This window comes from Streptomyces sp. CB02923 (assembly GCF_001905005.1).
GTDB lineage: Bacteria > Actinomycetota > Actinomycetes > Streptomycetales > Streptomycetaceae > Streptomyces.
In genome coordinates, this window is record NZ_LWKZ01000014.1 from 16,273 (window position 1) to 35,648 (window position 19,376).

A 19,376-nucleotide genomic window follows, 5' to 3' on the forward strand; every position below is an offset into this window, starting at 1 on the left:
CGACGTAGCGCAGACCGCATATGCGTCCCCCGCGCGCGCCCGGAGCCTCTGGGTGTCGCGGGGGGCTGTCGCGCTGTTCCCGGCCGCGCTGATGCTCGTCCTGGGCCTGTGGGGCATCCGCCGCCAGGACAGCATGTGGCGGGACGAGGCGGTCACGTACGACATGGCACACCGCACCCTGGCGGAGCTGTGGCCCACGCTCCAGACTGTGGACGCGGTGCACGGTCTCTACTACGTGCTCATGCGCGGATGGTTCCTCGTCTTCGACGGGGGCGTGGTGGCCCTGCGGCTGCCGTCCGTGCTTGCGATGGCGGCGGCCGCCGCCGGTGTCACGCTGCTCGGCAGGCAACTGGTGGGCCGGCGGGCGGGGCTCTTCGCGGGCCTCGTCTTCGTGCTGCTGCCGATGGTGCAGCAGTACGCGCAGGAGGGCCGCTCCTACGCACTGGTCTGCGCGCTGGTGGTGTGGTCCACCTACCTGCTGACGCGCGTCACCGCCCGGCCGTGCAAGCGCCTGTGGGCGGGCTACGTGGCGCTGTCGCTGGCCGCCTGCCTGATGCACGAGTTCGCCGTACTGGTCCTGCCCGCGCACGGCGCCGCCGTCGTCCTGTCCGGGCTGCCGCGCGCGGTGCGCCGGGCCTGGTGCGTGGCGGCGGCAGCGGTGATCGCCGGGCTGGTCCCGCTGGCCCTGTTCAGCATGGGGCAGTCGGAGCAGCTCAGCTGGCTCCAGTGGCCCAACCCCGGCCAGCTGGGCACCTTCATCGCCCTGGTGCTGGGCGGCCTGCTCTGCTCCCGTGCCCCGGTCGGCCGCGCGGGCCGGCAGCGGCTGCGCCTGCGGCCGGTCGCGTTTCCCCTGCTGGTGCTGCCCACGGCGCTGCTGGTGCTGCTCTCCCAGCTCAAGCCGATGTACGTGGACCGCTACGTCCTGTACTACGTGGCCGGGTTCGCCCTCCTGGCGGGCGCGGCGCTCGACTGGGTGCTGCGCCCGCCCGGCCACCGTGGCCAGACCCGGCGCAAGGTGCTGTACCGGTCCGCGGCGCTCGTCGTGGTCCTCGCGCTGCTCGTCCCCGTCAACGTCTTCCTGCGCAGCCCGCAGAGCCGTACCGACGACGCCATCGCGGTGACCCACGCCGTCCGGGAACTGTCGTCACCGGGCGACGGGCTGCTCTTCCTGCCCGCCCGGCGCCGGGTATGGGCGGCGGCCGCGCCCCACGAGTTCCACCGCCTGCGGGACCTGGCGCTCGACCGGAGCCCGGTGGCCTCGCACACCCTGTACGGCACTGAGCTGTCCGGCGACCACGTCCACGCGCACATGATGCAGGCCCGCCGCATCGTCGCCGTCGGCGACACAAAGGGGCAGCCGCTCGACGGGACCGATCAGGAGATCGCCAAGCGGACCACCCTGAGTGCTTCGTTCCAGGCGTGCGCGACGAGGGAAGTGAAGGGCGCGAGCATCACGCTGTACGCGCGCCCCGGGCACTGCTGACGCCCCCGTCCAGTTCAGCGAGCGCCCCCCCGTCCCTCTCAGCGGAGTGCCTCCCCGTCCCTCTCAGAGCAGCTCCGCCGCCTCCGCGTCCAGGCCGAGCAGGTCGCGCAGCGCTTTTGCCCCCGCGGGCGTCAGCCGCACGGCCCGGCCGCTGCCGATACGCCGTACCCACGCCCGCTCCAGCAGCCCCGCGCACAGCCGGGCACCCGCCACGCCTGCCAGGTGCTGCCGCCGCTCCGTCCAGTCGACACAGCCGCGGGCCGTCGGGCGGCGGCCCGCGCGCAGCGTGGCGGCGTCGGTGCCGAGGGCCTCGGCGAACCAGGCCCGGCCCGTGCCGGTGAGCGCGAAGCCGCCGTCCTGGTCGATCAGGCCGCGCCCGGTCATCGCGTCCGTGACGGCCACGCCCAGGCGCCCGGCCAGATGGTCGTAACACGTACGCCCACGGGCCAGCGCGGCCGAGGCACCGGCGGCGCGCAGCCCGCGCGGACGCTCGGCGGGCGGGCCGAGATGCGCGGTCAGCCCCTCGATCAGTTCGGCGACGCGCGGGCCCGCGAGCTGTACGTAACGGTGGCGGCCCTGGCGGTGCTCCACGAGCAGCCCGCCCTCGGTCAGCCGCGTCAGATGCTCGCTCGCGCTGGACGGCGCGACCCGCGCGTACGCGGCCAGCTCACCCGCCGTCCAGGCCCGCCCGTCCAGCAGCGCCAGGCAGAACGCGGCCCGGGTGCGGTCCGCGAGGAGACCCGCCAGACGTGCGAGGCCGGTGCTGTACGCCGATGCCGCATCCGGTGACGGTGCCCGAGTGGTCATGGGTCCATTGTGCGCGGGCACGTTTCGGCCGGTCCCGAAACGAGACGGATCTACGGTCCTGCCATGCGGACCTTGGGCGATACGGAAGCCGGCACGGAAGCCGATACGGAAGCCGATACGGAAGCCGGTAGGGAAGCTGGCACGGAAGCCGATACGGAAGCCGACACGGAAGACGGCACGCGGGTGGGGGCCGGTCCGGACATGCTCACGGGGCCGGGGCGCACGCCTTCCCCGGGCATGCTCACCCGCGCCTTCCACGCCCTGCACCACGGCGACGAGCCCCTGCTGCTCCCCAACGCCTGGGACGCCGCCTCCGCCGCCGCTCTCGCCGCCGCGGGCTTCGCCGCGATCGGCACCACGAGCCTGGGCGTCGCGGCCGCCCTGGGCGAACCGGACGGTCAGGGCTCGGCCCGCGTACGCGACGCGACGATCGCCCTCGCGCGGCGGCTGGGGAGGCGCCTGACCTGCCCGTACACGGTGGACATCGAAGGCGGCTTCGGCGGCGGGCCGGAGGAAGTGGGAGCGCTGGCACGTGAGTTGGCGGACGCGGGCGCTTCCGGCGTCAATCTGGAGGACGGGCTGCCGGGGCGCGCGGGGGACGGCCCGCTGGTCCCGGCCGGACGGCAGGCCGAGTTGATCCGCGCGGTCAAGGAGTGCGCGCCGGGCCTTTACGTCAATGCCCGTATCGACACGCACTGGCTCGTGGACGATCCCGCCTCGCGGCCGCTGGACGAGACGCTGGCCCGCGCAGGAACGTATCTGGCGGCCGGGGCGGACGGCATCTTCGTGCCGGGCGTCACCGGAGAGCACGCCGTCGCCACGCTCGTCGCGGGCATCCCGGCGCCGTTGAACGTCCTGTACACGCCGGGCCGGCTCCGCCTCGCCCGCCTGGCCGAGCTGGGCGTACGGCGCGTCAGCACCGGTTCGCTGCTGTTCCGTTCGGCGCTGCACGCGGCCGTGGCGCTCGCCGAGTCCGTACGCGCGGAGGGGCGGGACGGCGGTGACGACGGTGACAGCGGTGACGGCGCTGGGCCCGACCTCGCCGGTGTGCCCGGTTACGGGGAGGTCCAGCGGCTGGCGGAGTGACGCGGCGGGGTGCGGGGGGTGCCGGGGGGAGAGAGGCGCGGAGTGGGGCCGAGGGATGCCGGGGGATGCTGAGGAATGCCGGGGGCCGGTTGGCGCCCCCGGCCGCTCAGGCCTGCTGCGTCTGGCGGCGTCGGTGCACCGCGATGCCCACGCCCGCGGCGCCGAGCACACCGGCCGCGCCCGCGAGGCCGCCCGCCGGAAGCCGGCCGATCCGCTCGGCGATACCGGCGAGCCCGTCCTCAGGCAGCACGGCGGACTTCCGGCCCATCGCGTGCGGGGTGGTGGCGTCGGACGCGTCGGCGGCGAACGCACCGCCCGCCGGAAGGAGCAGGACAGCTGCGACACCGGTCGCGACGGCGGCGGTACGGATCACGGAGCGGCGCTTTGCCCGCATGGAACTACTCCTCGTCGTGGCGGTACCGACCGCCGTACTTCTGCTGGTTCGCTCGTCGTTCGTCGTGCGTCGTGGTGCGTGGATCTGCTGCGGCGTGGTGCCGACAGAAATGAATGTACGAGGCGTCCTTCACGGCGATCCGTAGGTTGTGTAACAGCCTGGGCCCGCTCTGCGGGCAGTGATGTCACGGCATGGGCGCCACCAACCGCACTCGCGTCGCCACTATGGGTAACTTTGTCTCGTTACGTACGTCTGTGTCCGTGCTGACAAGGTCTCGGAAGGTGGTGGTGAGCCGTGCGACGCCGACGCCGATCGCTCTCGGCGGTGCTCCCGCTCATGACGCTGCCGCCACTGGCCCTGGCGGCGGGCTGCGCGGGCGTCGCGGGGCTGCACGACGACGGGCGGGCGCGGGACGTGAAGGCGCCGCTCGCCCTGTGGGCGGACCGTACGCCCGCGCCGCGCGTCCGCGACGAGGACCCCGGTGAACAGCGAGCCGTACCGGGCCTCGCCCGGGTCCCCTCCGGCACCATGAAGGACACCGACCCGATGGCCGTCGTCCGGGCGGACTTCGCCGCCGACGGGGACCGTCCGCCCGCCCCGGACGCCGTACGCAGCCCCGTCTTCCACGACCTCACCGACGACGGCAGCCCCGACCTGATCAGCGCCGTCGACCTCGATGCCCGTGCCAGCCTGCTGCGCGTCTACAGCGTCCGGAAGCAGGTCGTGACCCGCGTCCTGGCGATGCGCGCCGTCCTCGCGGGCGTCGAACTGGCCGCGGGCCACCTGGCCGTACGCGAACCCACCAAGGACCCGCGCTACGTCAGCGTCACCGACTACGTGTGGGACGGCGGCCGGATGGGCCTGTGGGACCTCACCCTGGACGACTACCGGACGCCCCGGAACCCGCTGCCCACGACCGCGTGGAGTACGCCGCCTCCGAGTACGTCACCTCCGAGTACGTCACCTCCGAGTACGCCGCCTCCGAGTGCGCCACCGTCGGGCACTCCGGCGTCGGGCACTCCGGCGCGGGCGGCGCCCCTCCTGGAGGCCGCAACCCGCCCGGAGAGCCCGGAGAGCCCCTGATGACCCGCCCGGCGCTCTCCCTCCGCTGGAAGATCGCGCTCACCGTCACGGCGGTGTGCTGCGCCGTCGCCGCCGTACTGGGCGTGCTCGTCCACAACGCCGTCGCCCGCCAAACCGTCGGCCAGGTACGGAAGGAGACCCTCTCCGACCTCGACGACGCGCTGGACCTGTACGAGTACGGCACCTCCCGCGAGGGCCTCAACTCCGTACTCGACCCCGGCGAACTCCCCGTACCCCTGCGCACGTTGGTCCACCACGACCGGCGCGGCAGCATGGTCGGCATCTACCACGGGCAGCGCGTCATGTGGACGGCGGCGCCGGCCGGCGACCAGGTGATGGCGGTCTGGTCCCCGTACGAGAACACCCGCCGCTCCCTGGAGAACCTCGACACCGCCATCTTCGGCTCCGCCGTCCTCGCCGCCACCGCCGTCGCCCTCGCCGGACTGTTCCTCGCGCACCGCATCAGCCGCCGGCTGAGCACCACGGCGGCCGTCGCGCGCCGCATCACCGCGGGAGACCTGGACGCGCGGGTCGGCACCGAGGGGGAGGGGCGAACCAGGACGGGAGCGACGGACGAGGTGGCGGCGGTCGCCGCGGCACTGGACTCGGTGGCCGGTTCCCTCCAGGGCCGCCTCCAGGCCGAGCAGCGCTTCACCGCCGACGTCGCCCACGAACTCCGTACCCCGCTGACCGGCATCCTGGCCTCGGCCGAGCTGCTGCCCGAAGGCCGCCCCAAGGAGATGATCAACGACCGGCTGCGGGCGCTGCACCGGCTCACCGAGGACCTGCTGGAGATCTCCCGCCTCGACTCCGGCGCCGAACACCCCGACCTGGCCTCGTACGAACTGGGCACGCTCGTCCGGCGCTCCGTCGAGGGCCTGGGGCTCGACACCGAGGTACGCATCGTGCGGGACGGCGTCGTACGGACGGACCGGCGCAGGCTGGACCGCATCCTGTGCAACCTCGTCCTCAACGCCCACCGGCACGGACGGCCACCGGTGGTGGTGACTGTGGATGTACCGGGCGGTGCCGGGCCGGGTGGGGGTGGGGCGCATGACGACGGGCCGGGTGTGGGCGGGTCGGTTGTGGGCGGGCCGATGGTGGGCGGGCCGGTCGGGGGTGGGGCGTTCGCGGGCGGACCCGTCGCGGGTGGGCCGGTTGCGGGTGGGCCCGTCGCGGGTGGGCCGGTTGCGGGCGGGCACTTCCTCGACGAAGGATCGGTGCCGGTCCCCGTCGTGGAAGTGCGCGATCACGGGCCGGGCTTCCCGGACGAGTTGCTGCACCGCGGCCCGCAGCGCTTCCGTACCGACGCGCCGGGCCGCGGCAAGGGGCACGGCCTCGGCCTGACCATCGCCGTCGGCCAAGCCGCCGTCCTGGGCATCGGCCTGCTCTTCACCAACGCGCCGGACGGCGGCGCGCGAGCCGTCCTCCGCCTCACCCCGGCTACCCCGCCGCCGCCCGGCCGAGCCGGATCGCCAGGGCGTACACCCGGGTGATCTGATGCGGGCTGTTGTTGTTGTCCGATACGAGGAAGAGCGGCATCCGCCCCTTGTACGGGCCCGAGGCCAGCGGTGCGGTGCCGAGCGTCATCCCCTCGGCGTTCTCCAGCAGCGGGTTCAACTGCGGCTGTGCGGCCGCCGCGCCGCCCCGCGGGCACGTCACCAGGTCGACCGGCTCCCACTTCTTCGCGAACGCGTCGACCGGTTCGGACTGCAACGACGCGACCTTCGAGACGTCCTTCGCCCGGCTCAGGTCGGCGCCGAACACCCGTACCGCGTTGCCCTGCCCCTCGGCGTGGTTGGTCTCCAGGACGAGCAGCCGGTCACCGCCCAGCGCCACCAGCTCCGACACGCGCAGCCCGGCCGCCGACTGGTAGGCGAACTGCTTGTCCGGTACGTACGCGCCGCCGGGCGTCCCCCTGAAACGCTGGATACGCAGCAGGCTGCGGCCGCGCGCCTTGCCGTCGTGAAAGAGCGGCGCCTCCAGCCCCGCGTACAGGTACCGGCCGTTCGGCGACGCGTCCAGCGCCTCCAGATTCTCCGGACCCGCCCACTCGACCAGGTTGCGCGGCAGCTCCACACGGCCCGTCTGCACACCGTCCGACACCCGGAACCTGCGGATCGACGGGCCCGCCTCCGAGGCGACCAGGACGGTGCGCCCGCCCTTCTCCAGGACCAGTCCCTCGCCGTCGAAACGGCCGCCGCCGGTGGGGCGGAGCGTCCTCAGATGGACGGCGCGGGCGGCCGGCGGCACGGCGCCCGTCGTACCGAGGTCGAGTTCGAAGATCCGCCCCGGGGCGTTGTCGGCCAGCGCCCACGCCCGCGACGGGCCGGACATCGCCAGGCCGGACAGCCCGTCGACCGGCACGGCGGCCTCGTACTCGGCGCCGTCGAGCGCGTCACTGTGGCCGATCAGCGCCACGTCGTCCGAGCAGGGGCCGGAGGACGGTTCGGCGTCCCCCGCCTGCCACCACACGAGCGACGGGATCGCCACCGCCACGACGCACAGAGCGGAGACCACCACACGGCGTCGCACTCTTCGGGCTTTGGCGGCTTCTGGGGAGAGGGGAGTGGGGGTGCGGGGGGCGCCTGGGGAGCCCGGGATTCCCGATGCCCCTGTGGCCCCGGGCGGCCCTCCTGACGCTCCTGGCCCTCCTGGGACTCCGGAGGCTCCTGGCGTTCCCGGGGCTCCTGGGGGGCCGCCGTTCGAGACCTGACCGGCCTGGGCGGCATCGACCCCTCCCGGTGGGGGAACGGGGCGCGCCGCGCGATTCCGCACGAACGGCAGTTTCTCGATGCCGTTCTGGGCCTGCTGCTGGGGGAGCGGTCGGTTCTTTTCGCGCAGTGCCCGGCGGACTTCGCGGTAGATGGCTTCGAGGCTCAGGTGGTTGGGGGGTGGGGCTGGGGGCGGAGCTGGGACCGGGGCCGGGGTTGGGGCCGGGGCCGGGGTTGGGGGAGCGGTTGAGGCCGGGGGGCCGCTCTGCGGCGCGGGAACCGCGGTCGTGTCGTACGGCGCGGCGCCACCCGGCGCTGCTTGATCCGACGCGGCGCCACCCGGGTCCGTACCACCTGGGCTCGTACCACCCGGGTCCGTACCACCTGGGGCTGTGTAGCCCGGGACTGAGCGTCCCGGATCTGAGCGTCCCGGATCTGTGTGTCCAGGAACTGTGTCACCCGGCCCGGCTGTCTGCCCCATCGCGACGTACCCCGGCGAGCGCGGGGCCGGAATCCCCTCCCGCAGCACCCGCAGGAACTCCCCGGTGAACGCGGTGTGCTCCTCACCCTCCGGCGCCAGCGCCTCAACGTTCCAGGGCGTCGAGGTGAGCAGGTACGAGACGCCCTCCAGGCTGTCCATGCCCTCGAACAGGGCCTCCCCGAGCTCGCTGGACGCCTGCTGCGTGGCCGCCGCGGTGGACATGGTCCCGGACATGGACCCCGCGGACATGCCCTTGATCACGCTGCCGCTGTAGCAGCAGTCGAGGATGATGATCCGGCGCTTGGGCGGCGTACGGGTGCCCAGCGCACTGCGCAGCCAGGTGTACGGGATGCCGCTGTGCACCTTGCCGGGTTCCGTGCCGGGCAGCGTGAGGTACAGGCCCTCCCGCCGCGAATCGAGGAAGCCGTGCCCCGCGTAGTACACGATCAGGGTGTCCCGCGCGGCCCGTACCGCCTCTTCGACGGGCCCCAACGCCGCACTGACCGTCCGGGGGTTGGGCACGATCCGGCAGTTCCGCTTGGGCATCCCGCCGATGGTCCGGTCGGTCAGCGCGGCTTTGAGCGCCTTGAGGTTGTTGCGCACCCCGGGCAGCGGTGCCAGGTTGGCGTACCGGTCGACCCCGATGATCACGCAAGCCGACGCCGCGGGGTCGAACTCCGGCCCCGTCTCTCCCCCGACTCCACCCATCCCGTCAGCCCCCGTCCCTTTCCCTGCCCTCACCTACGGCCACCCCACCGACGACCGCCGTACCCGCGCCGGTCACATGTGTGACCGCCGTACCCGCTGCCGCCACACGGGTGACTGCCGTACCTGCGCCGGTCACGTGGGCAACCGCCGTACCTGCGCCCGCCACGAGGGGGTCGCCGTACCCGCGGCCGCCACACGGGGGGCTGCCGCGCCTGTGCCCGCCACGTGGGCAACCGCCGTACCCGTGCCGGTCACGCGCCCGCGCCCCCGCCTGCGCTGTTCCCCGGGCCTGCGCCCCCACCTCCACCTCCACTCCCACTCCCGCCCGTCTCATCCCCGCGCCCGCTCGCCCGCTCCAACTCCTCCAACGCGCGAAGGATGCTCCGGGCACCGTCCGAGTCCGATGTGGCGAAACTGACCCGTACGCCATTGCGTTCGATCGTCATCTTGGGACGCGCCGCGTACGCCCTGCGCCAGCTGTCGATGGCGATGGCCAGACTGCTCAGCTGGAACAGGCTGTCGACGATCAGCTGTACGGCATCGAACGCCAGTCCCATCTCCCCGGGCTTCGTCCCACTCGCCCGCAGCGAGATGTCAGCGCTCCGGCCCACGGCAGGGTCGTCCGCCAGCCACTCGCACAACGACCGCAACTCCAGGTCGCCATCGGCCTCGTCCAGCCTGACCTGAATCTCCATCAGCCCCCCACACTCCGGTCGAGCCTCACACCAACTCTCGCCCCATACCCGTCCGCTCCGCGGCAACTCCCGGAACCGGCGGTTGGCCCCCGAAGGGGGGCCTGCGCCGCGCGCGTGCGCCGTGTGGGCTGCCCCCGGCCCCTCACTCCTCCTCGAACGGCGGCTCCCCCCAGTCCAGCTCGTCGTCCTCCTGCGCCATGCTTCCGGCCGACGGCGACGGCGACGCCGGCGCGGGCACCGGCGTTGCCTGGCCCGACAGCACGGCCAGGATCTGCTCGCCGTACTTCGCCAGCTTGTTCTCGCCCACTCCGCTCACGGAACCGAGCTCGTGCACACTCGACGGTCGCGCCGTGGCGATCTCCCGCAACGTCGCGTCGTGGAAGATCACGTACGCCGGTACGCCCTGCTCCTTGGCTGTACGCCCCCGCCAGGCCCGCAGCTCCTCGAACACCGGTACCGCCTCCTCGGGGAGGTCCACCGGAACCGCACGCTTCCCCTTGGCCGACTTCACGGCCTTGGCCTTCACGGCCTTCTCCGGCTCGCGCCGCATCGACACCTCGCGCTGCCCCCGCAGCACCTCACCACTGGCTCCGGTGAGCACCAGCGTGCCGTAGTCCCCCTCCACCGCAAGAAGCCGTTGCGCGAGCAACTGCCGGACCACGCCCCGCCATTCGGCCTCGCGCAGGTCCTCCCCGATACCGAAGACGCTGAGCCCGTCATGATCGAACTGGATGACCTTCGCGGTCTTCCGCCCCATCAGGATGTCGATGATCTGCCCGGCGCCGAACTTCTGCCCCCGCTCCCGCTGCAGCCGCACCACCGTGGAGAGCAGCTTCTGCGCGGCGACCGTGCCGTCCCAGGTCTGCGGCGGCGTCAGGCACGTGTCGCAGTTGCCGCACGCGCTGCTCTCCTGTCCGAAGTAGGCGAGCAGCCGTACCCGTCGGCACTCCACGGTCTCGCACAGCGCCAGCATCGCGTCGAGGTGGGCTGTCAGCCGCCGCCGGTGGGCGTCGTCCCCGTCCGAGCCGTCGATCATCTTCCGCTGCTGGACGACGTCCTGCAGCCCGTACGCCAGCCACGCCGTGGACGGCTGGCCGTCCCGCCCCGCGCGTCCCGTTTCCTGGTAGTAGCCCTCCACCGATTTCGGCAGGTCCAGGTGGGCCACGAACCGTACGTCGGGCTTGTCGATACCCATCCCGAACGCGATGGTGGCGACGACCACCACTCCGTCCTCCCGCAGGAACCGGGCCTGGTGATCCGCGCGGGTCCGCGCTTCCAGCCCCGCGTGATAGGGAAGCGCCGTAATCCCGTTCTGCACCAGGAATTCTGCGGTCTTTTCCACCGACGCCCGCGAGAGGCAGTACACGATGCCGGCGTCACCGGCGTGCTCGGTCCGCAGCAATTCCAGCAGCTGCTTCTTCGGATCGCTTTTTCCGGCGATCCGGTACTGAATGTTCGGCCGGTCGAAGCTGGATACGAAATGCCGGGCCTTCTCCATGCCCAGCCGTGAGCTGATCTCCTGGTGCGTGGCCTCGGTCGCCGTCGCCGTCAGAGCCATCCGCGGGACGTCCGGCCACCGCTCCCGGAGCATCGACAGGGCGAGGTAGTCCGGCCGGAAGTCGTGGCCCCACTGCGCGACACAGTGGGCCTCGTCGATGGCGAAGAGCGAGATCTTGCCCCGGTCCAGCAGGCTCAGCGTCTGCTCCACCCGCAGCCGCTCCGGCGCCAGATACAGCAGGTCGAGCTCCCCCGAGAGGAACTCGGCCTCCACCAGCCGCCGCTCGTCGAAGTCCTGCGTGGAGTTGAGGAATCCGGCCCGGACCCCCACCGCCCGCAGCGCGTCGACCTGGTCCTGCATCAGCGCGATCAGCGGCGAGACGACCACTCCGACGCCGGGCCGCACCAGTGCCGGAATCTGGTAGCACAGAGATTTTCCGCCGCCGGTCGGCATGAGCACGACCGCGTCGCCGCCCGTTATGACATGTTCAATGATCGACTGCTGTTCCCCGCGGAACGCGTCGTACCCGAATACCCGCTGCAGCACGCCCACCGCGCCACTGGCGTCGTCCTCGGTTTCCCCGGCACCGGAAGCCATCTCCACCTCGCTCATACCAGCAGCGTACGAGCTACCCCGCCACCCGCGCTCAGCCCTGTGGATAACTCCCCGCCGGACCGTCCCCCTCTGCTACTCCCCGTACGGCCCCACGCAGCCCCGAATCGCCGCGTACGACACCGCCGTACAACGAAAACCACCGCCCGGTCGTCTCACCGAACGACGAGAAACATCACAAATCACCCCCACGAACACCACACCTCGCCCCCTCACCTCCCTTCCCCCGGGCCCTCTCCGCTGCCAACCCCTCCAACAGGACGGAGACCCACATGAGCCCCTACAACACCACCCGCCACCACCACAGCCCCCACCAATCCCCCCACCTCCAGTCCCGCACCCGCTTCCGCATTCGCACCCGCTCCCGCCGCCCGGCCGTAACCGCCCTCACCCCCACCCTCCTCACAACCATCACAGCCGCACTGGCAACCCTTTCCATCACCGCTTTCCCCCTCGCCCCCACCGCCTCAGCAAGCACTCCCACCACGAGCACTACAAACCCCTCCACCCCCTCCACCTCCCACTCCACAAACCCCTCCACCACCCCCCTCTGCCCCGAATCCGCCCTGAAGATCAAGGCATCCGCCGCCCACACACCCCAGCGTCCCGACACCCTGAGCATCAGCGTCACCAACCGCACCGCAAAACCCTGCATCGTCGACCGCGTCCCGACCGTCACCTTCGGCGACCTGGACGGCGCCGCCGAACCCGACCCGCCCACCGAGAGCGCTCCGTACCGTCTCGCGCCCGGATCCACCGCGTACGCCACGGTCCACACCGTCACCGGCCGGCCCGCCCCGCCCACCCGTACCGTCGACTTCATCACCGTCGCCGCCGACCCGTCTCACCACGGCCACCGCTTCGACGCCGCGTCCATCGGCGCCCCGCCCACCGGAATCCGCGTCTGGTCCCCGACCACGACATGGTGGCGCCCCACCCCCACCTGACCTCTTCGATAACGCCCCATGGCACTCAAGTGCCAACCATCGGGGGCGGGTTACCCCGAATCTCCCGCCCCCGCCCCCGCCATCCACCAAAGTGAGCGCATGAGTCTCACGACCGCCGGCGAGCCGCCGGGCCCCGTGCGCTTCTTCCTCATGTGCGACCGCTTGGGCTGCGACGCCCGCGCCGTCCTCGACCTGGTCGTCCCCGATCGGCCGCCGGACATCGAGACGGACCTCTTCGGCCACCTCCTCCACAGCGCCAAGACGGCCGCGCCGCTCATCGCCGACATGGGATGGACGTACTGCCAGGGCGACGGCTACTGGTGCCCGCGCTGCTCGACCCCCCGCTCCCAACGCCCCCGAAGAGGCCGCACCCGCTCTTCATAGCCGTCCCCTCGTCCCTCTCGCCCTGCCCCGAACTGGAGCCACCCCCTGCTCGCCCTGCGCGAGGCTCCTGCCCTGCCTGCCCCGCCGACCCAGCCGACCCCGCTGCCCCGGCCGACGCACCCGGGGCCTCCCGCATCCGGCTGCCACCCCGGCTCCCGGCTGCGACTGCTCCCCCTGTCCACCTCCCCTTGTCCGCCTCCTCCTGTCCACCGGTATGGAGCGGGCCCCGACGCGTCGCCGGAGCCCCCCATTCCCCGGTCCCTTCTCCCTGCGCTGCGCAGTCAGCTGCCGCAGGCGCAGCCGGCTTCCACGGCTATGCCTTCCGGGACCTCGGCGGCGCCGACCGTGGCGGTGCAGCAGCCGCCGGTTCCGGCGGGGGCGCCATCGGCGCTCTTGCCGAGCGTTTCGGCATCGGCCTTGACGACATAGACCTCCCAGGGCTCCTTGCCGGGACCGGTCACCCAGACCTTGTCCTGCAGTGCGTAGCAGCAGGAGGTGTCGTTCTCCTCGAAGGTGGCCAGGCCCGCGTCCTTGAGGCGGGAGGTGGCGGCGGTGACCTGGTCGGTGGCCTCGACCTCGACGCCGAGGTGGTCGAGCCGGGTCTCGGTGGTGCCGGTGCCGGTGCCGGTGCCGGTTTCGGTGTCCTGGCCTTCGAGGAGTACGAGCTTCAGCGGCGGCTCGGCGATGGCGAAGTTGGCGTAGCCGGGGCGGCGCTTGGCTGGTTCGGTGTCGAAGAGCTTGGAGTAGAAGGCGATGGACGCCTCCAGGTCAGGGACGCGCAGGGCGAGCTGTACACGCGACATGGCGAACCTCCCAACAGTCTGTATCGATTCCTGTCAATGCAAGCTTGCGCCCTGTATCGAAGCCTGTCAACATAGAAGTATGTCGAATCAGAAGATCGAGGTCTTCGAGCAGGACGGCCTCGCGGTGTGCTGCCCGGCACTGCTGACCGCGCCGCTGGACGAGGATCAGGCCGTGGAGCTGGCCAAGGTGTTCAAGGCGCTGGGGGACCCGGTGCGGCTGCGACTGCTGTCGCTGATCGCCTCCCGCGCCGGGGGCGAGGTGTGCGTATGCGACCTGACCCCGGCCTTCGACCTGTCCCAGCCGACGATCTCCCACCACCTGAAGCTGCTGCGGCAGGCCGGGCTGATCGACTGCGAGCGCCGGGGCACCTGGGTCTACTACTGGCTCGTACCGCAGATGACCGACCGCCTCGCGGGCATCCTCACCCGCCCCGCCGGCGACCCGCTGCCCGCCTCCGCCTGCCGGACCGACGCATGAGCGCCCCCGTACCCACCCCCACCCCGAACCCCGCCTCCGACACGGCGCCGGTGGCGTCCCGGCTGTCGTTCACCGACCGCTGGCTGGCGGTGTGGATCCTCGCCGCGATGGCCGCCGGCCTCGGCCTGGGCCGTCTCGTGCCCGGCTTGGGAGACGTACTGGCGAAGGTCACCGTCACCGGGGTCTCGCTGCCGATCGCGCTGGGACTGCTGGTGATGATGTACCCGGTGCTGGCCAAGGTCCGCTACGACCGCCTGGGCACCGTCACCCGCGACCGCCGCCTGCTCATCCCCTCGCTGGTGCTGAACTGGCTGGTCGGGCCGGCCCTGATGTTCGCCCTCGCCTGGCTCTTCCTGCCGGACCTGCCCGCGTACCGCACCGGACTGATCATCGTCGGGCTGGCCCGCTGCATCGCCATGGTCATCATCTGGAACGACCTGGCCTGCGGCGACCGCGAGGCCGCCGCCGTCCTGGTCGCCCTCAACTCCGTCTTCCAGGTCCTGGCGTTCAGCCTGCTGGGCTGGTTCTACCTGTCCGTCCTGCCGGGCTGGCTCGGCCTGGAGCAGACCGTGCTGGACGTGTCGGTGTGGGAGATCGCCCGCTCGGTGCTGATCTTCCTCGGCGTTCCGCTCGCCGCCGGGTTCCTCACCCGCCGCCTGGGCGAAAAGGCCAAGGGCCGCACCTGGTACGAGACCGAGCTGGTCCCCCGGATCGGGCCCTTCGCCCTGTACGGGCTGCTGTTCACCATCGTGCTGCTCTTCGCCCTCCAGGGCGACGCCATCACCTCCCGGCCGCTGGACGTGGCCCGCATCGCCCTGCCGCTGCTGGTGTACTTCGCGCTCATGTGGGCCGGATCCATGGCCCTGGGGCGCGCGGTCGGGCTGGACTACTCGCGCGCCACCACGCTCGCCTTCACCGCGGCGGGCAACAATTTCGAACTGGCCATCGCGGTCGCCATCGCCACCTTCGGCGCCACCAGCGGCCAGGCCCTCGCCGGCGTCGTCGGCCCCCTCATCGAAGTCCCCGTCCTGATCGCCCTGGTGTACGTCGCCCTCGCCACCCGCCGCCACTTCCCCGACCCCCCTCCAGTGACCGAACCAGCCGTCGCCCCGGAAGGGACCACCCGTGTCTGAGACCCCTGACCCCGCCCACAGGCCGTCGGTACTGTTCGTCTGCGTCCACAACGCCGGACGTTCCCAGATGGCCGCAGCCTTCCTCTCCCACCTCGGCGGCGACCACGTCGAGGTCAGCTCCGCGGGCTCCGCACCTGCCGACGCCGTCAACCCTGCCGTCGTGGAGGCGATGCACGAGGTCGGCATCGACCTCTCCACCGAGACGCCGAAGGCACTCACCACCGAGGCGGTCCGCCTCTCCGACGCGGTCGTCACCATGGGCTGCGGCGACGCCTGCCCGTACTTCCCCGGCAAGCGGTACCTGGACTGGCAACTCGACGATCCGGCCGGCCAAGACCTCGCAGCCATCCGCCCGATCCGCAACGCCATCGAACACCAAGTGCGCGCCCTACTGACCGACTTCAACATCAACCCCACCAGACGAACGCACCACCGCTGAACCTCACCACCACACCGCCGCAACAGCCGAGACAGACAGCACCCCACTCACGACCCGGGAGCCCCGACCCGAACCCGCACTACACGCCCCCTCACGCCCCCTCACGCAAACGGCCCCGGACGAGGAGTCCGGGGCCGAATAGATCGCCTCCCTGGGGAGAAACCCCAGGTCAGCGGCTTTATGCGCTGTGCCCCCGGCAGGATTCGAACCTGCGACACCCGCTTTAGGAGAGCGGTGCTCTATCCCCTGAGCTACGGAGGCGCTTGGAGCTGACAGCTAAGTGTGCTGTCGGCCGACCAAGGACAGGGTAACGGATCGGCGTGGTTCGAGGGTCGCTTGCTGGGGGGAATGGGCGGGGGGATGAGTTTAGGGGCCTGACCTGCGGGTTTTGTGGTGGTTGCGGGAGGGGCAGGGTGGGGGTGATCGCGGTGGGGGTTTGGGTGGGTTTGTCGTTAGTGTGATTTTTTTGGTGGGGTGGGGGGTGTCTGGGGGCGGGGTGTGGCTGTCGGGGTGGTGGATCTTGGTGGGGTGGGGTGCCGGTAGGTGGACCTGGTGAAGGTGTGGTTGGGGGGGCTCAGTAGACTGGTGATTTTGCCACTTCTCTTCCTGCCATCCTCGGGAGATGAAGGGATCAAGGTGGCCATGACCGGAGTCAGGGACGAGGCGGGAAGGCTCCGGCAGTTCGGTCTCGACCGGCGCCCGGGTATCCGGTACGGGCTGTCCGCGAGCGAGCGGCGTTCGGGCATCGGTTACGGGCTGTCCGCGATCACCTGCCCGGTCCTCCGTTCCCACCTGTCCGCGTCCCACCCGCGCCCGCCTGCCCGCGTCCGGCGTCCGGCGTTTGGGCCTTCGTCTGCTCGCGTCCGGCGTCCGGCGTCCGGGTCGTCCGCTGCCCGCGTTCCAGCGCCCGGCCCACGGCCCCGGCCCAGCCAACGGCCCCCGGCCCCCGCGCGCCGTGGAAACAGCCCGCTCCCGCCGGATATGGCCGCTCCCGCCGGATATGGCCGCGCGTGCCGCCGCGAGGTTCGTGGTGGAGGTGATGCGTACGTCGCGTGGGGTCTTGGTCGCGTGGTCGTCTTCGCAAGGCATGCCGAACTGATCCGGTTGGTGCAGGGGTTACTGGCCTGACATCAGCCTGAGGGGGAGAAGAGATGCGCAAGCCGACAGAACCGCCGTTATTCGATGTCCTGCTGGGGCCCGACCACGCGGGCAAGTCCTCCGTGGTGCACGCGCTTGCGGAGGCCGATCCGTCGCGGTGTCTGGTGTCCGCGGACGGTGCTCTGCTGGCGCCGGAGCATTCCTTGATCCGCCGGCTGCGGCGGGACCTGTTCACCGACGTGACCACCGCACTGGGCACGGCCTACTCCCTGGACTTCATGGCCACGGTCATGCAGACCGCCGTGGTGCACCTGCGTGACCAGGTGCTGCGTGCTCCCCGGGGGCGTCCGGTGCTGGTGGATTCCTACTACTACAAGATCCTGGCGAAGTGCCGGCTCGCGGGCCTGGACGACTCCCCCCTCTACGCGTGGTGGCGTTCCTTTCCCCAGCCGCGCAGCGTGGTCTACCTCGACGTTTCTCCGCGTACGGCCTGGCTGCGCAGCGGTGAGGGAGCTGAGGCCAACGACTGGGAGTACTACGGGGACCGGGCCGGGCCCGAGGCTTTCGAGAGCTATCAGAGCGACTTGCACCACGCATTGCTTCAGGAGATCGCGCACCTCCCGGTGAACGTGGTCCACGAACAGGACGGCGTCGCCCAGACCGTCGGCGCCGTACGAAAGGCGCTGCATGATGACGTCAACTGAGACCACAGGCACCGTCGGGCAACTCGGCGGCGGGGAGCGGCTGCGGCGCTACCGTGAGCGGGTCTTCGCGGAACGGGCGCGGCTGATCGACTCCTTCGCGGATGTGGAGGCGGCTCAGCAGGAGGTGCTGCGCGGGCTGCTGGAGTTCAACGCCGATACGGCCTTCGGGCGCCGCCACGGCTTCGGCCGCATCCGTTCCCTGGACGACTTCCGTAAGGCCGTACCCATCCAGGACTACGCGGCGCACGAGCCGTGGATCGAGCGGATGGCCGCGGGCGAGGAAGGGGTGCTGACCGCCGACCGGCCTGCCGTGTACTTCACCAGCAGCGGCAGTACCGGTGCGCACAAGAAGATCCCGGTCACCCCGTCCTTCATGCGCACCACCTTCTTCCCCTTCTACTACGCGGCCTGGGCGCCGCTCGCCGAGCACTTCCCCGACGTTCTCACCCGCCCGGACGCGGTCCTCAACCTCAAGCACGACCCGCTGGCGGCCCCGCCGACCACGGCGTCCGGCGACCCGCACGTCGGCGCCAGCCAGGTCGACTTCGGGACCCGGTTCGGCGAACCGCTGTCGGCGGAGCCCGGCACGGCGGCGCCGTGGGGCGTTCTGCCGGTGCCGGTCGAAGCGGGCGAGCACGTGGAGAAGATGTATCTGCGGCTGCGGCTGGCCGTGGAGAGCGATGTGCGGTGCGTCATCGGCATCAACCCGGCGATGGTCGCGGCCGTTCCGTACCAGCTGAACCTGTGGTGGCCGCGGATCGTCAAGGAGGTCCGCGACGGGACGCTGGGCGGGCACCCGTACGGGCCGGGCGCGCCGGAGCGGGCGGCCCGGCTGGAGCAGCTGACCGACTACTTCGGCACCGTGCGACCGGCTCACATCTGGCCCAACATGCGTGCCATCTTCTGCTGGACGACCGGAGTGGCGTCGCTCTACCTGCCGCGGCTGCGCGAGGACTTCGGGCCGGGAGTGAGTCTCCTGCCGGCGCCGGTCGCCGCTTCGGAGGGGCCCGTCGGCGTGGCGCTGGACCGGCACGCTTCGGGCGGACACCTGGTGGCGACCGCCGCCGTGTACGAATTCGCGGACGCCGAGGCCGATCTGACCCCGGACACCCCGACGGTGGGGCCGGGCGAGCTGGAGGAGGGCCGTGACTACCACGTCGTCTTCAGTCACATCGGTGGGATGTACCGCTATGCGGTGGGGGACGTCGTCCGTGTCGTCGACCACGACCGGGGTGTGCCCCGCCTGGAGTACGGGGGCCGCAACACCCGTTCCGACGCGGCGGGGGAGCGGCTGCGCGACGCGCAGGTGATCCGGGCGCTGTCGGCCGCGGGCGGCACCACGGGCCTGGAGCTGCGCAACGCCGCCTGCCGTGTGGCGTCCGAGGGCGGTGCCGTACCCCGGTACACCTTCGCCGTGGCCGGCGGTGCGCGGTGGAGCCAGGAGGAGAAGGAACGTTTCGCCACGGCGCTGGACGCCGCGCTCGGCCGGGAGTCCTCCGGCTACCGCTCCGCCAGGGCCGCAGGGCGCCTCGACGCGCTGACGGTACGGACGCTCGACGCCGACGCGTTCGCGCGGGACTGGCTGGAGAGCGTCGCGAAGGGCGTGCGCCCCACCCAGGTGAAGGACCGCATGTTCCGCCAGGACCCCGCCATGTGGGACCGGCTCACCGGACCGGCCACCCCCGAGCCCGGAGAAGAAGACACGGCGGCCACCCCCGAGCCCGGAGCGGGAGACAGGCCCGAGCCCGGAGCGGGAGACACGGCGGCATCCGCCGCGCACGGGCACGCGCACGGGTACGCGCACACGCACGGAGACAACGCATGACCAG

Annotated in this window: 17 protein-coding genes and 1 tRNA gene; 11 read left to right on the top strand and 7 right to left on the bottom strand. The window is 71.8% G+C overall.

Going from position 1 to position 19,376, the window contains the following annotated elements:
• Positions 1-52 precede the first annotated feature (52 nt).
• The gene (locus A6A06_RS17765) at positions 53-1,483 is read left to right on the top strand and encodes a glycosyltransferase family 39 protein (protein ID WP_242440797.1); all 1,431 of its coding nucleotides are present in this window, start codon (positions 53-55) and stop codon (positions 1,481-1,483) included.
• 63 nt (positions 1,484-1,546) lie between these two features.
• On the opposite strand, the gene A6A06_RS17770 is transcribed toward A6A06_RS17765, so the two are convergent.
• A complete protein-coding gene (locus tag A6A06_RS17770; RefSeq protein ID WP_073762285.1) occupies positions 1,547-2,290 on the bottom strand; it encodes an ArsR/SmtB family transcription factor in 744 nt (247 codons plus the stop codon).
• Between the two features lie 201 nt (positions 2,291-2,491).
• Between A6A06_RS17770 and A6A06_RS17775 the strand changes: the two genes are divergently transcribed.
• On the top strand, positions 2,492-3,376 hold the full coding sequence (locus tag A6A06_RS17775; RefSeq protein WP_073762304.1) for an isocitrate lyase/PEP mutase family protein: 885 nt from the start codon (positions 2,492-2,494) through the stop codon (positions 3,374-3,376).
• A 106-nt stretch (positions 3,377-3,482) separates the two neighbouring features.
• Here A6A06_RS17775 and A6A06_RS17780 read toward each other — a convergent pair whose 3' ends face one another.
• Positions 3,483-3,770 (bottom strand): hypothetical protein, encoded by a 288-nt coding sequence (locus A6A06_RS17780; protein WP_073762286.1) that lies wholly within the window; start codon positions 3,768-3,770, stop codon positions 3,483-3,485.
• Between the two features lie 336 nt (positions 3,771-4,106).
• On the opposite strand from A6A06_RS17780, the gene A6A06_RS17785 reads away from it, so the two are divergent.
• Positions 4,107-4,853, top strand: a complete 747-nt coding sequence (locus A6A06_RS17785) for a hypothetical protein (protein WP_242440798.1) — start codon at positions 4,107-4,109, stop codon at positions 4,851-4,853.
• Entirely contained in the window at positions 4,853-6,349 is a 1,497-nt protein-coding gene (locus A6A06_RS17790) for a sensor histidine kinase (protein WP_073762287.1), read from the top strand. Before A6A06_RS17785 ends, A6A06_RS17790 begins: the two co-directional genes overlap by 1 nt.
• On the opposite strand, the gene A6A06_RS40905 is transcribed toward A6A06_RS17790, so the two are convergent.
• From A6A06_RS40905 to recQ, 3 genes are all read right to left on the bottom strand, one after another.
• The gene (locus A6A06_RS40905; RefSeq protein WP_079194099.1) at positions 6,297-8,756 is read right to left on the bottom strand and encodes an esterase-like activity of phytase family protein; all 2,460 of its coding nucleotides are present in this window, start codon (positions 8,754-8,756) and stop codon (positions 6,297-6,299) included. The two genes, A6A06_RS17790 and A6A06_RS40905, sit on opposite strands and share 53 nt — an antisense overlap.
• 251 nt (positions 8,757-9,007) lie before the next feature.
• Positions 9,008-9,451: an effector-associated constant component EACC1 gene (locus A6A06_RS17805; RefSeq protein WP_073762288.1), complete on the bottom strand. Its 444-nt coding sequence runs from the start codon at positions 9,449-9,451 to the stop codon at positions 9,008-9,010.
• A gap of 142 nt (positions 9,452-9,593) precedes the next feature.
• The gene (recQ, locus tag A6A06_RS17810) at positions 9,594-11,546 is read right to left on the bottom strand and encodes a DNA helicase RecQ (protein WP_242440800.1); all 1,953 of its coding nucleotides are present in this window, start codon (positions 11,544-11,546) and stop codon (positions 9,594-9,596) included.
• Positions 11,547-11,833: 287 nt separating this feature from the next.
• Here recQ and A6A06_RS17815 point away from each other — a divergent pair, with 287 nt between their 5' ends.
• Positions 11,834-12,508 (top strand): DUF4232 domain-containing protein, encoded by a 675-nt coding sequence (locus A6A06_RS17815; protein ID WP_079194101.1) that lies wholly within the window; start codon positions 11,834-11,836, stop codon positions 12,506-12,508.
• Between the two features lie 99 nt (positions 12,509-12,607).
• Entirely contained in the window at positions 12,608-12,892 is a 285-nt protein-coding gene (locus A6A06_RS17820; protein WP_073762289.1) for a hypothetical protein, read from the top strand.
• A 281-nt stretch (positions 12,893-13,173) separates the two neighbouring features.
• On the opposite strand, the gene A6A06_RS17825 is transcribed toward A6A06_RS17820, so the two are convergent.
• On the bottom strand, positions 13,174-13,695 hold the full coding sequence (locus A6A06_RS17825) for an ArsI/CadI family heavy metal resistance metalloenzyme (protein WP_199930953.1): 522 nt from the start codon (positions 13,693-13,695) through the stop codon (positions 13,174-13,176).
• Positions 13,696-13,774: 79 nt separating this feature from the next.
• Here A6A06_RS17825 and A6A06_RS17830 point away from each other — a divergent pair, with 79 nt between their 5' ends.
• Genes A6A06_RS17830 through A6A06_RS17840 form a run of 3 tightly spaced genes read left to right on the top strand, consistent with a single transcriptional unit; the run spans position 13,775 to position 15,745 of the window.
• Positions 13,775-14,173, top strand: a complete 399-nt coding sequence (locus A6A06_RS17830) for an ArsR/SmtB family transcription factor (RefSeq protein WP_073762290.1) — start codon at positions 13,775-13,777, stop codon at positions 14,171-14,173.
• Entirely contained in the window at positions 14,170-15,306 is a 1,137-nt protein-coding gene (arsB, locus tag A6A06_RS17835; RefSeq protein WP_073762291.1) for an ACR3 family arsenite efflux transporter, read from the top strand. The genes A6A06_RS17830 and arsB overlap by 4 nt, the downstream gene beginning before the upstream one ends.
• Complete coding sequence (locus A6A06_RS17840; RefSeq protein ID WP_073762292.1) at positions 15,299-15,745, top strand: arsenate reductase ArsC; 447 nt, start codon at positions 15,299-15,301, stop codon at positions 15,743-15,745. The genes arsB and A6A06_RS17840 overlap by 8 nt, the downstream gene beginning before the upstream one ends.
• Before the next feature lie 188 nt (positions 15,746-15,933).
• On the opposite strand, the gene A6A06_RS17845 is transcribed toward A6A06_RS17840, so the two are convergent.
• Positions 15,934-16,006, bottom strand: a tRNA-Arg gene (locus A6A06_RS17845).
• An 890-nt stretch (positions 16,007-16,896) separates the two neighbouring features.
• On the opposite strand from A6A06_RS17845, the gene A6A06_RS17850 reads away from it, so the two are divergent.
• Together A6A06_RS17850 and A6A06_RS17855 are read left to right on the top strand one after the other, a co-directional pair.
• Complete coding sequence (locus A6A06_RS17850; RefSeq protein WP_073762293.1) at positions 16,897-17,547, top strand: hypothetical protein; 651 nt, start codon at positions 16,897-16,899, stop codon at positions 17,545-17,547.
• On the top strand, positions 17,534-19,372 hold the full coding sequence (locus tag A6A06_RS17855; RefSeq protein ID WP_199930956.1) for a GH3 auxin-responsive promoter family protein: 1,839 nt from the start codon (positions 17,534-17,536) through the stop codon (positions 19,370-19,372). Before A6A06_RS17850 ends, A6A06_RS17855 begins: the two co-directional genes overlap by 14 nt.
• Positions 19,373-19,376 lie beyond the last annotated feature (4 nt).